This is a genomic window from Microcoleus sp. CAWBG58, from assembly GCF_020883045.1.
Lineage (GTDB): Bacteria > Cyanobacteriota > Cyanobacteriia > Cyanobacteriales > Microcoleaceae > Microcoleus.
This window is the reverse complement of the sequence record NZ_JAHRFA010000011.1, coordinates 54,241-67,195: the sequence shown is the minus strand read 5'-3', so window position 1 is coordinate 67,195 and position 12,955 is coordinate 54,241. Positions and strand designations below refer to the sequence as shown.

The window sequence follows — 12,955 nt, the reverse complement described above, 5'->3', positions numbered from 1 at the left end:
GATTGATTTCCTTGAATTTGCCAGACTACCCAAAAAAACATGATGGGAGAATTATTTGATTTTAGTGCTAGATCCACGGGCGAGCAGAAACTGGGTTTCGACTCCGCTTAACCAGCAGTGTTTTACGAAAGTCTTGCGTTTTAGTCCAAAGATAAGGTAAAAAACTGGTTTATTTGGTCTTAAGCTGTCCCGCATTTAATCTCACGTCCCGTTCATTACCATAACAAAAACCGTTCGTAGTGTGGACTTTAGTCCGCAGATATGTTGCGGACTAAAGTCCACACTACGAACCTTAAGTAGGTGAGCGCTAAAAAACACAACTAGATTAAGAAATGTAAATCGCTCAAAGGCTTATATTTAAAGCGTTTCTGCTGCTGCTTTACATAAGTTTACGTAGTTTGGTTTGATTGTGCCTACCTACTTACTTATGACGGTCAATCGACCGGACACGATATAAATTGAATTTTTTGGGCGGGCGTCCCGCCCACCCCACTCATTGGGCTACCGTGTACACACAACTTGCCAAAACCTGGCTGTGTCTGACACAACCCTTAGTCGGCAAGGTTTTTAGACAATCGAGATCGTTATCAATAGTTTTAAATTATTGATAATGGGTGACGGGAAATCAAGGATTAAAAAAATAAATTTCCGTTTTTTTTGGGTCAATTGATTTCCAACTCGACTTGTGTGTACACCGTAGACTCATTGGGGGAATTGTTTTGTGACATTCAGTTTAAATGCACAATAACTTAATACGTAAGTCCTCTATTTTGAGAATTGTGTCACCAAAAATAAATTTTAGTTGCCTAGATTGATAGGTAGAATCTATCTCCAGCCTAAAACAGACAAAACCGCCAAATATCGCAAGAATAAATCCCTAGAGAAATGGCGGTTGCAGATCGATCTGCTATTAGTTTTAACACGCAAAAAATATCCTAATGACTGTCAACAAGAAGTGCAGTTGCCAGACGAACGTGACCAACTAGAATCCCAGAAAATCAGATCGACACGGGCGGCCGAAACCCACTCATTTGCAGAACTTTCTTTCGTCCTATGCCATTAAGCTGGTATGTAATGTGTGTAAAGATCGTGCTGAGCAAACTCTCTGCGTCCGCTGCCTCTTTCTGGAGAACGATCGCCTTTTTGTGATTGAGTGGACGCCAAGAACATATAATCAGCAGTGGCAATTACGAGCAGTTCCACTAGGCGTTCAAAATATCGATCGGCGCTGGCACTCAAGGTAATGCCCAACAGGCTCAGTAAAGCAATTGCAGTGTAGGTGTGCATGGGTAGTTTCCGTGTCAGTGTCTATAACCTGATACAGACTTCCCCCCATCCATCAGGATAAATTTCTGACAATTTTCGGAACTTTGCAAAAAACCTCACCCCTTCCATGTTACTGCACCCAACCGCAGCCAAGCACCAGCAAAATTCAGCCTGCCCCATACCGTCAGAGGCTTTTCGGTTTCGCAACTTTCTAACAATCTGTCGGTTTCCCAGTCCAAAGTCACGAGTTGCCAAGTTCGATCGGCTAAGGATGGGGGACTTGTTAGCGTCAGTGTCCAGTCTTGTGGGCCCAGACGGCGGAAAATGCCCGAAAATTCACTCTCGGTATTTGCTGTTGTACTGCTGGGAGTTGCACAGACACTGGGTTCAAATGTCAAGGTTCTCGGTTCAAACACAGATACAGAACTTTCGTTGAGAAACCGGGTTTCTCGATCGTTTTTGACGAACACAGGACATTCGCCGCTGGCGGGATATGCTTGAGGTCGATCGAGATAATAGCGTTGCCAATGTAGCCAGTCCGATCGATCCGGTGTCAAATTAAATAAAGGAACAACTGCGGCCCTCGCCTCGGAATCTTGCAGCAAAGCTTCCTGCAAAACTCTGACAGGCAAATCGCGCGGTGCACATCCAACTTCCGCACACAAAGCCGCCGCCATCCCCGCCGCCTGTCCGATATTCATCACCAAAGGCTGCAAGCGAGTTGCACCGTTGGCGATGTGAGAGACGGAAATATTTTTTTCGCAGACTAGCAATCCGTCTGTAGTCGCAGGAATTAGCGCACTGTAGGGAATTGTGAAGGGAGTGCCAGTCCACCGCCCGCCCCAGCGGATGGATTTGGGCTGCAAGGGAATGTCGCCGCTGGTGTAATGATGGTCATTTGCATAGTTGCCGATCGCAATTGTCTCGCAAATTCCCTGAGAATCGATCGGCAATTTCGCGACTCTACCCCCGACAACCGGCAAAATATCTTGTTCTTTGACTGTACTTATCCCTCGCAAACGACGGCTTTCTCGGTAGTAGGGGTGCAAGGCGAAGGCAGAAAGTAGGGAAGAATTTGATTGATTTTCGATATGGGAAACGGGGAAAATATTTGGTGCTAAACCGTAGCGGGGGCCGAGTTGGGTTTGAATGAAGCGGGCGAAACTTTGGCTGTGCCAGAGACTTTCTTGCAGGAACTCTTCTCGGGATGTTTGGGATTCAATTAGTCGATCGACCTTTTCACCATAATCATTACCACAAATCGGCCAATTAATCATCAACAATCCCCCAGGAAGTCGGCCGTAATTGAGAAATTGTTCGGGAGTGTAATCTTTCCAAGCATCGAAAAATCGATCGGGATTGTCAACAGGCGGCGCAGGAATTTCTGGCGCGGTGGCGCCCTGGCCAAAATCCTGCATAATTGTCACCCAAGTTGGAGCTTGCACCGAATACCTTTGTGTGAGATCGTTAGAGGCGATCGGCGCGCTAGGTTCTCCCCACTCTGCTTGGAATTCCCAACCCCAGCGATGTCCAACATCAGCTAAAGCCAGCAAATCTCCCAATTCCGTTGCATCCAAAGTGATTTTGGCCCAAACCGTAAAATCGGCAAATCTCACCCCAGAAATTCTGTTGTCTTCAACGATCGCATCTTGAGCTGTTTGTCCAGAAATCCACTGCAAGTTCGGCAAACACTTAACCCAATCAGCAAAAATTTCAGCACCGATGCGGGGATCGTAGGTAAAAAAACTGACCCAGCCCCAATCCAAACCTCCCGGCTGTCGCTGCTGGAGTTCCTGGAGAAACGCACCCCACAAACCAGTTTGAAATGCTGCTAATTCGTTGCCGTCGGGGGCACAAACGCCGGCCGAAGTCAGCATTCCTCCCAGCCAGGGGAATTCGCTCACTAAAATAGTTTTGGCACCTCGGCGGGCTGCTTGGACTGCTGCTGAAGTGCCGCCGGTGCCGCCACCAACTACTAAAACATCTGCTTTTAAGACGGGAAACATAGGCAATAGGATTGGAGATTGGAGATTTGGGATTGTTCAAGGCCTTATGCAGGCGAGCCGTGCCGTGAATATACGGATATATTTTCAACACTTGTGATAATTACCAGCAATTCGTGCCGTGAATATACGGATATATTTTCAACACTTGTGATAATATCAAATGTTGAGTACCGTTAATCTACGGATATATGCTCGATATTTATAATAATTTTAAGTGTTCAATGCCGTAAATATACTGTTAGAGCTTCGAGGTTTGCGATCGATCGCGACTTTGATTTGAATTTGTTAAGTCTTTACAAAGAATATATCGAAAATTATATGGCTGTCGCGCATTTTTGTGGTGATATGACCGCAGAGCTCGCAAGTTTTGAGTCCTCATTTTTCGCAGGCAAATCTTATCAAGATGACACCGCAAACCACGATAAGATAGAAAAGGGAGAATAGATATAGAAAGTTTTACATCCTATAATTTCCCAGTTACCTATTAATGGTTGAAAATGGACAAAGGTTTTATTTTGTGGTTGACCGGACTCAGCGGTTGCGGGAAGACAACTATCAGCAAAGCTCTCGAACCAGAATTGAAGGCCCGAGGCTGCAAAGTTGAAATATTGGATGGAGATGTCGTTCGCACCAACTTGTCAAAAGGCTTGGGATTTAGCAAAGAAGACCGAGATACTAATATTCGGCGGATTGGATTTGTGGCGAACCTACTCAGCCGCAATGGAGTTGTGGCAATCACGGCAGCTATTAGCCCCTACAGAGCGATTCGCGACGAAATTAGAGCAATGGAGCCAAATTTTGTTGAGGTGTATGTCAAAGCGCCGTTAGAAGTGTGCGAATCACGCGATGTCAAAGGGCTGTACGCTAAGGCCAGAGCAGGAGAGATTAAGGGTTTTACGGGCATTGACGATGCCTATGAAGCACCCCTCAATCCCGAGATTGTTTGTTGCACAGACGAGGAAAGTTTGGAAGAGAGTGTCAAAAAAGTTCTGAGCAAGTTGGAACAGTTGGGTTACATTTAATCTTGGCGGGCTAGGAAGAGGATAGGGGCAAAAAGCGATGGTGGTGAACAGTTCTTCGCGCGGCGCGCAACTTGAGAAAAAACCTCACCCTTCGGTTGTGTTGGCAAAGAGGAAAAGGGGAGATTTTCTCCCTTATCTTTGCAGGAAAGGGCCTGAGGGAGAGGTTTTCAGCAAAAGCTGCAAACAGGTTTATGACGTAAGTAATGCAGTCAAAAATTTAATTTTCCAAAGTTTAACAGTGTCAGTGCTGGCGGCGACTGTGGGCTCATCTGCGGCGGTGGCGCAGTTTTTGCCTCCTCCTCCTCCTTCTCCTCCTTCTCCTCCTCCTTCCCCTTCTTATCCTCCTCTTCCTTCTTTTTCTCCTCTTCCTCCTCCTCCTGCTTCGGGTTCGGGTTCTCCGATTCGCGTACCGGTACCGGCAGCGCCGGGATTTCCGTCAGTTCCGGCAAGTGCACCTTCGAGTGTACGATCGGAAGTTTACACTTTGGGCGCGGGCGATCGCATTCAAATGGATATTTTCAACGTCCCAGAATACAGCGGCCCCAACGGTCAACACCAAGTACAGGCTGACGGTTCCCTGAGTTTGCCCTTAATTGGCAGCCTATCAGTGGCCGGAATGACCTTACAACAAGCTTCTAATGCTGTTAAGGAGCGATACGGCAAATATCTCAAACGTCCTTGGATTACGCTGAAACTCTTGGCTGCACGTCCTTTACAAATTGCGATCGCAGGCGAAATCAACCGCCCTGGAGCCTATACAATATCTTCAGCAGCAGGCCCTGGAGGCACATCAGAGCAAATAGGCACTCAAATGCCCACAATATCGCGGGCGCTGCGACTGGCGGGCGGAATTACCCAGTCAGCAGACGTGCGGCAAATCAAAATCCGCCGCCCCCAGCGCAACGCAGCAGAACAAATTATCAGTGTGGATTTGTGGGAATTATTGCAAAACGGCGATTTGCGCGCCGATATGACTTTGCGCGACGGCGACACGATATTTATTCCCACTGTAACTAGCCTCAACCGCCAAGAAGCACCGACTTTAGCTGTAGCCAACATTACCGGGCAAAGCACTCAACCAATTAATATTGCTGTAGTGGGCGAAGTAACTCGACCCGGTACTTATACTCTGGCAAAAGAGCTTCAAAGTAGGTTACAAGAGAATGAATCGGGTGCAGATTCTGGTTTGTTTGCTGCTAAGGAAACGGACGGTGGAGGGGAAAATGTTTTGCAGCAAACTGTAACTAGGGCTATTAAAATGGCAGGCGGCATTACGCCGGTAGCTGATATCAGACAAATACAAGTTCGCCGCCTGACGCGGGCGGGTACCGAACAAATTATTAATGTGAATTTGTGGCAACTTTTGGAAGCGGGAGATGTATCCCAAGATTTAACACTGCAACAGGGAGATACGGTAATTGTTCCCAAGGCCGACAATCTCAATGCACTCGAAGGCGCACAAGTTGCTACTTCTAATTTTTCACCGGATTCGATTAAGGTGAGTATGGTGGGAGAAGTTGTCAAACCCGGCTCTTTTGCTTTGGTGCCCAACACTACTTTAAATCAAGCGCTGGTAGCAGCGGGAGGTTTTGTTAAATCGCGGGCAGAAATGGATTCGGTGGATTTAATTCGCCTCAACCCTAACGGCACTGTTTCGCGGCTAAGTGTTAAGGTGAATTTTTCTGCAACCGCCAATGACGAAAGTAATCCCAAACTGCAAAATAATGATGTAATTATGGTAAGGCGATCGGGTCGCGCTGCGTTCTCGGATAATGTAGGTGGCACTCTCGCTCCTTTCAGTCCACTGTTGGGAATTTTCCGGTTGTTCAATATTTTTCGGTGATTTGAATAGACTAGCCCTAATACCAATTTTTTATGAGGCTGCATAGAATTCCGATCGCCCTGGCACCCCCCTTGATAAGGGGGGGACAAGATTCTTCTCAAAGTCCCCCTTCTTAAGGGGGATTTAGGGGGATCGGAATATGTGCAACTTCACATTAAATTGGTATAAGACCTCATCAACCCGGTTTCTACAAAAAAAATTAGTTGGTAGCGATATCTCTAGTCAGAAACCGGGTTGATGAAACTGCGCCAGCATTACAAACGTTTAAACTAATAAGTTGTAGCAATCAAATGAAACCAGGTAAAAAATCTTCAATAGCACTGTTTAATCACAATAAAAAAATCCTTGGACAGCAAAAGTTATCTTCCGTACTTTATGATGAAGAGCAGTTTTTCGGCAGGGAAAATACAGAAGAACCGTTAAGTTTTTGGGAAGTTTGCCGCAGTCGTTCGTTCTTAGTTATCGGCGTTGCAGCGGCGGTAACAACCGGGGTTTTTGCCTGGACGCTAACTCAAAAAAGTGAGTATGAAGGACGCTTTCAATTATTAGTAGAAACCCCTGTTACGCAAAACACTTTAGCAAAAGTCTACTCCGGCGAGCTGAAACTACAACCAGCGAGTCCCGCCACGCCAGAAAATCCCGGTTTTGACTACGAATCGCAAATTCAAGTTTTGCAAAGCCCGCAAGTAATGTCGCCAATTATCAAACAGTTGCGAGCGAAATATCCAGAAATAAATTACAACTATCTTTTGAACGAAAAAGCAGATAATCTGCCATATTCTCAGGGAACTAGGCTGTCAATCAATCGCTTCAAAAATACCAAGATCATTGAAGTTAGATATCGGGATTTCGATCCGAAAAAAATTCAGTTTGTTTTGGAAAAAGTTGCCCTAGGCTACCGCAACTACAGCGTGCAAGATACCAAGACTCAAATTAGCCAGAGTTTGGATTTTGTAAAATCGAAAATTCCCAACCAGCAAAAGCGCCAACAAGCTCTACAAACAGAAATTCAAAAGTTGCGGCAGCAGTACAATTTCATCGATCCGCAAATTCAAACCCAACAACTCGCGCAGCAAATCAGCCAACTTCAAACGCAAAGATTGGACGCGCAAACGCAGCTCAACCAGCAGAGATTGCTTTATATTAACCTGCAAAGTCAGCTCGGATTAAACCAGCAACAAGCACTGATGGCTTCGGCGCTGAGTCAAGCTCCCCGCTATCAAGGAATGCTAACTCAATTGCAGCAATTGGAAGGACAAATAGCGATTAATTCGGCGACATATACAGACCAAACTCCGCAAATGCAGTTGTTGCGAGAACAGCGCAAAAATCTGATTCCTTTGCTGAAGAAAGAAGCCCAACAGGTTCTGGGAACTGATTTGGCTAAGGTGAATTCGCAAGTGCTGGCTTTTCAAGATCCGGTGCGGATTAAGTTAATCGAACAGTTTATCGGTACTGCTAATTTAATTCAGATTTTGGGCGTGCGGAATCAAGTTTTGGAACAGGCTGCTAAGCAGTTGAATCAATATTCTCAAGGATTTCCGGTAATTTTTCGGCGCTATTCGGATTTGCAACGGGAGGCGGAGTTGACTAACAATACGCTGAATGGTTTGCTGGCAAAACAGCAAGCTTTGCAGCTTGAAGCTGTGGGTAAAAAAGAGGTGGCTTGGGAAGTTATTGCTAAGCCGGAAATTCCGCGCTACAAAAATGGCGAGTTGATGGCTGTTGCTCCGATTATGCCTTTGAATTTGGCTTTGGGGGGATTGGCTGGTTTGTTGTTTGGGATGCTGGCGGCGCAGTTGGCGGAACGGTTTAATAATAAAACTGTGTTCAATTCTCCTGAGGATGTCAAACATTCGGTTCGTTTGCCTTTGTTGGGGGTAATTCCTGCTAGCGATAAAATTTTGAGACTGCCACCTGCTGAGGGAACTACGATTGATGTGGGAAGTTCGCCGGTGCCGACGGATGCTTTTCAAGAGGCTTTTCGATCGCTCAATGCTAATATTCGGTTGTTAAATGTTAATAGTCCGATCGCATCTTGTGTAATTACGTCTTGTCAAGTAGCTGACGGCAAGTCTACGGTGGCGGTAAATCTGGCGCGGGCGGCGGCGGCAATGGGCCAGCAGGTGCTGTTAGTAGATGCAGATTTGCGGCGCCCGCAGGTGCACGAAATGCTGGGTTTGCCGAATTGGCAAGGCTTGCACAATGTAATTGCCGAGGATGTGGATGTGGAAGAGGTGATTTTGCGATCGCCCCGCGATGAAAACCTATTTGTGTTAACATCCGGGCCAGTGCCTCCCGATCCCACAAAGGTGCTTTCTTCCCGCAAAATGCAGCATTTAATGGCAGCTTTGGCAAGTCATTTTGACTTAGTTATTTACGATACTCCGCCACTTTTGGGTTTGGCAGATGCGAATTTGTTGGCGGCTCATACTAATGGATTGATGCTAGTGGTGGGGCTGCATCAAACTGAGCGGGAGGCGCTGTTGTTGGCTTTTGAGGATTTGAAAATGGCGGGAATTCCGCTGTTGGGAATGGTGGCTAATAACGATAAGGGCAGCAGGTATTACTATCAGTCTTACGTGCAGAATTACATTGAGGAAAAATCGGTTTAGGATGATTCGATGGGATTGTTAACGACGAGCGGGGACGATCGCACTGTTACTCGTTACCAGGCTCTGCCTGGTAGCGGATATCCGGAGGCTCTGCCTCCATTGTCGATTGTCCCAGCCGAGACAGAGCCTCTGAATATGGGTTCCCCGGCAGAGCGAAAGGATTTAAGGAAACGAGCGATCGAGTAATACCAATTTAATGTGAAGTTGCACATATCCCGATCCCCCTAAATCCCCCTTAAAAAGGGGGACTTTGAGTTCTTCCTCCCCCTTTTTAAGGGGGCTGGGGGGATCGGATTCTATGCAGCCTCATAAAAAATTGGTATAACAGTGCGCTATCGTCCGGGGCATTCGATCGCAAACATAAACTTTAAAAACAAAATTTCTTAAGATTTGCAATTAATACTTTGCACTATAATTAAAAACAGAGAGATTTAAACAAAACCCGGCACTTGCAAGTTAGCAAGCTCTAAAAGTATGGCTGTTCAACAGTTGACAGTTGACAGTTGACAGTTGACAGTTTGAGAGCGACCTCTACCTATAACGAAGAGGATTGGAGTAATGAATAGTCTGATGTTAATTTCTCCCTCAAAGCGAGAGGCTTTCAACCAATTCTTTCTGGTAAATCCCAATTTTGTAATACATCAATACAACTCCCAAGCTAGGTTCAAAACTATCAGGGAGTTTTGTATATTTTGAAACGGAGATAGAACAATGGGTATTTCTACTATCAACCCGGCAACGGGAGAAACGCTGAAAACTTTCGAGTCACTGACAGATGAAGCAATAGAAGCTAAGCTGGCATTAGCACAGCAAGCTTTTAACAAATACCGCCACCTGCCTTTTGAGCAGCGAGCAATCTGGATGCAGAAAGCTGCGGATATCTTGGAGCGCGATCGCGAAAATTTCGCCCAAATGATGACGCTGGAAATGGGCAAAACGCTGAAATCGGCGATCGGCGAAGTAGAAAAATGCGCTTTGGTTTGCCGCTACTACGCCAAAAATGCCGCTCAATTTATGGCAGACGTACCCGCAACCACCGACGCTAGCAGCAGCTTTGTCCGCTACCAACCACTGGGCGCTATTTTAGCCGTTATGCCCTGGAATTTCCCATTTTGGCAAGTTTTTCGGTTTGCGGCACCGGCGCTGATGGCGGGCAATGTGGGCTTGCTAAAACACGCTTCCAACGTGCCTCAGTGCGCTCTAAAAATTGAAGAGATTTTCGCCGAAGCAGGGTTTCCCGAAGGAGTTTTTCAAACCTTGTTAGTGGGAGCCGACAAAGTAGCTAAGATCGTTGCGGACGATCGCGTCAAAGCAGCAACTCTCACCGGTAGCGAACCAGCCGGCGAAAGTTTAGCAGCAAATGCAGGCAAAAATTTGAAAAAAGTTGTGCTGGAATTGGGAGGAAGCGACCCATTTATTGTGATGTCCAGCGCCGATTTACCAGCAGCTTTATCAACTGCTGTGATATCACGAATGCTCAATAGTGGGCAAACTTGCGTAGCTGCTAAACGCTTTATTTTAGCAGAAGAAATCGCCGACGAATTTATCAAAGGATTTGTCAAAAAATTCGAGGAATTGAAAGTAGGCGATCCGATGTTGCCAGAAACCGATATCGGCCCTTTAGCTACTCCGACAATTCTTAAAGAATTGGACAATCAAGTGCAAGCTTGCATTCAGTCAGGAGCAAAACTTTTGACAGGCGGCCGCGCACTGTCAGAGAAAGCCGGCAATTTCTACTTGCCAACTATTTTGACAGATATTCCCCTAGATGCTGCGGCGCGCCAACAAGAATTTTTCGGGCCCGTGGCCTTAGTATTTCGGGTTGCAGACATCGATGAGGCGATCGAACTAGCCAACAATACATCTTTTGGCTTAGCCGCGACAGCTTGGACTACAGTAAGCTCAGAAGGCGATCGATTTATTTCGGAACTAGAAGCAGGCGCCGTATTCATCAACGGCTTAGTAAAATCCGACCCCAGATTGCCCTTTGGCGGCATCAAACGCTCCGGTTACGGACGCGAATTGAGCATCCAAGGAATTCACGAATTTGTCAACATTAAAACAGTGTGGGTAAAATAAGTAAAGCTCGATACACTTTTCGCAAAATCTAAATTTATCTGGGTTTATGGTGGCATGGGCAGGGGTATCTCGCCCCTTTAGGGCACGGGTATCCCGCTTCTTGATTGTGGCATGGATATCCCGCCCGTTGTTTTATCTGCGGTCATAAACTCAAATTTTTTTGTAAAAAGTTTCCCGAGGGCGATCGGCTAAAAACTTTGTCAGCCTCAACAGTGGTACAATAAATTCCGACATTGCAGATTATTTGAGCAAAAAAAATCCTGAATAACAAAGGAAAACAACGGAAATGAACACAGCTCAACTCTTGGTAAAATGTTTAGAAAACGAAGGCGTAGAATACGTCTTCGGACTTCCCGGAGAAGAAAATTTAGAAGTTTTAGAAGCCCTAAGGCACTCTTCAATTAAATTTATTACTACTCGCCACGAACAAGGCGCCGCTTTTATGGCAGACGTTTACGGCCGCCTTACCGGCAAAGCAGGCGTTTGTTTATCCACCTTGGGCCCCGGCGCAACTAACTTAATGACAGGAGTTGCTGACGCCAACTTAGACGGCGCTCCTTTAATCGCAATTACCGGACAAGTCGGCACAGACAGAATGCACATAGAATCGCACCAATATTTAGATTTGGTCGCTATGTTTGCTCCAATTACTAAGTGGAACGCTCAAATTGTCCGCCCCAGCACAACCTCAGAAATCGTCCGTAAAGCCTTTAAAATAGCTCAAAGTGAAAAGCCGGGAGCAGTCCACATTGACTTGCCAGAAAACATCGCGGCAATGCCTGTAGAAGGAACTCCGCTAACCAAAGACAACCGCGAAAAAACTTTTGGCGCCTACCAAAGCCTCAATAAAGCCGCTGTGGCAATTTCCAAAGCAAAAAGTCCTCTCCTGTTAGTTGGAAACGGTACGATTCGCGCTAACGCCAGCGAAGCATTGACAGAATTTGCTACTCGCTTAAATATTCCGGTAGCTAATACTTTTATGGGCAAAGGTGCAATTCCTTACACTCATCCTTTAGCTTTGTGGACGACGGGATTGCAAAAACGGGATTATATTAGCTGTGCTTTTGAAGAAACTGATTTAGTGATTGCTGTTGGCTACGATTTGATTGAATATTCCCCGAAAAAGTGGAATCCTGATGGCAAAATTCCAATTATTCACGTAGGAGCTCTGCCCGCAGAAATTGACAGCAGTTACATTCCGATGGTAGAAGTTGTGGGCGATATTTCGGATTCGCTAAATGAAATTTTGCAGCGTGCCGATCGCATGGAAAAGACAGATCCTTTTGCTAAGCAATTGCGGGCGGACATTCGCGCTGGCTACGAACAATATGCTAAGGATGATGGTTTCCCGATCAAGCCCCAAAAACTGATTTACGATTTGCGGCAAGTGCTGGGCCCGGAAGATATTCTCATATCTGATGTAGGGGCTCACAAAATGTGGATCGCGCGGCACTATCATTGCGATCGCCCGAATACCTGTTTAATCTCCAACGGATTTGCTGCGATGGGGATTGCGATTCCCGGCGCGGTGGCGGCAAAACTCGTTTATCCCGATCGCAAAGTAGTAGCAGCTACCGGTGACGGCGGTTTTATGATGAACTCTCAAGAGTTAGAAACTGCGTTGCGCGTAGGTACTAATTTTGTCACTCTCATCTTTAATGATGGTGGCTACGGGTTAATTGAATGGAAGCAGGAAGATCACTTTGGCCATTCAGATTTCGTCAAATTTGGCAATCCCGATTTTGTAAAATATGCCGAAAGTATGGGTTTAAAAGGCTATCGCGTGGAATCCGGTACCGATTTTATTCCTATCCTGAAGGAAGCGCTGGCTCAAGATGTCCCCTGCGTGATTGACTGCCCGGTAGACTATCGTGAAAATGCTCGTTTCAGTCAATTATCTGACGATATGAGTTGCAATATATAAGTTAGGAAACTGGCTTTTTTGCGATCGGCTAAATCAACATAGTTCCCTTACCTGAAATCCGCTAGATTTCGGGTAAGGGAGACTCTTCGATACTTAAATGAGTTGTGATTATCCTTCCCTACAACTAACAATATTAAAGTCTGATTATATCGCAAGTTCAAAAAATATTGCCAAGAAAACCACTGTATGGTATACTAGAA

Annotated in this window: 10 protein-coding genes; 7 read left to right on the top strand and 3 right to left on the bottom strand. The window is 46.0% G+C overall.

From position 1 onward, the window contains the following. Positions 1-802 precede the first annotated feature (802 nt). Entirely contained in the window at positions 803-1,063 is a 261-nt protein-coding gene (locus QZ918_RS07020) for a hypothetical protein (protein WP_293332783.1), read from the top strand. Here QZ918_RS07020 and patX read toward each other — a convergent pair. Together patX and QZ918_RS07010 are read right to left on the bottom strand one after the other, a co-directional pair. Then, positions 1,060-1,287 (bottom strand): heterocyst-inhibiting protein PatX, encoded by a 228-nt coding sequence (gene patX, locus QZ918_RS07015; protein WP_293147771.1) that lies wholly within the window; start codon positions 1,285-1,287, stop codon positions 1,060-1,062. The genes QZ918_RS07020 and patX overlap by 4 nt on opposite strands. Before the next feature lie 95 nt (positions 1,288-1,382). After that, positions 1,383-3,272, bottom strand: a complete 1,890-nt coding sequence (locus tag QZ918_RS07010; RefSeq protein WP_293332781.1) for an FAD-dependent oxidoreductase — start codon at positions 3,270-3,272, stop codon at positions 1,383-1,385. Positions 3,273-3,769: 497 nt separating this feature from the next. Between QZ918_RS07010 and cysC the strand changes: the two genes are divergently transcribed. From cysC to QZ918_RS06990, 4 genes are all read left to right on the top strand, one after another. Next, the gene (cysC, locus tag QZ918_RS07005) at positions 3,770-4,294 is read left to right on the top strand and encodes an adenylyl-sulfate kinase (RefSeq protein WP_293332779.1); all 525 of its coding nucleotides are present in this window, start codon (positions 3,770-3,772) and stop codon (positions 4,292-4,294) included. 37 nt (positions 4,295-4,331) lie between these two features. Next, positions 4,332-6,137, top strand: coding sequence for a polysaccharide biosynthesis/export family protein (locus tag QZ918_RS07000; RefSeq protein WP_293332777.1), 1,806 nt, complete (start codon positions 4,332-4,334; stop codon positions 6,135-6,137). Positions 6,138-6,427: 290 nt separating this feature from the next. Continuing rightward, positions 6,428-8,752 (top strand): GumC family protein, encoded by a 2,325-nt coding sequence (locus QZ918_RS06995; RefSeq protein WP_293332775.1) that lies wholly within the window; start codon positions 6,428-6,430, stop codon positions 8,750-8,752. A 9-nt stretch (positions 8,753-8,761) separates the two neighbouring features. Beyond that, positions 8,762-8,938, top strand: a complete 177-nt coding sequence (locus tag QZ918_RS06990) for a hypothetical protein (RefSeq protein ID WP_293332773.1) — start codon at positions 8,762-8,764, stop codon at positions 8,936-8,938. Positions 8,939-9,234: 296 nt separating this feature from the next. Here QZ918_RS06990 and QZ918_RS06985 read toward each other — a convergent pair whose 3' ends face one another. Then, positions 9,235-9,357 (bottom strand): hypothetical protein, encoded by a 123-nt coding sequence (locus QZ918_RS06985; RefSeq protein WP_293332771.1) that lies wholly within the window; start codon positions 9,355-9,357, stop codon positions 9,235-9,237. A gap of 106 nt (positions 9,358-9,463) precedes the next feature. On the opposite strand from QZ918_RS06985, the gene QZ918_RS06980 reads away from it, so the two are divergent. Together QZ918_RS06980 and QZ918_RS06975 are read left to right on the top strand one after the other, a co-directional pair. After that, positions 9,464-10,831: an NAD-dependent succinate-semialdehyde dehydrogenase gene (locus QZ918_RS06980; protein ID WP_293147785.1), complete on the top strand. Its 1,368-nt coding sequence runs from the start codon at positions 9,464-9,466 to the stop codon at positions 10,829-10,831. Positions 10,832-11,117: 286 nt separating this feature from the next. Continuing rightward, entirely contained in the window at positions 11,118-12,755 is a 1,638-nt protein-coding gene (locus tag QZ918_RS06975) for an acetolactate synthase large subunit (RefSeq protein WP_293147787.1), read from the top strand. Positions 12,756-12,955: the final 200 nt, after the last annotated feature.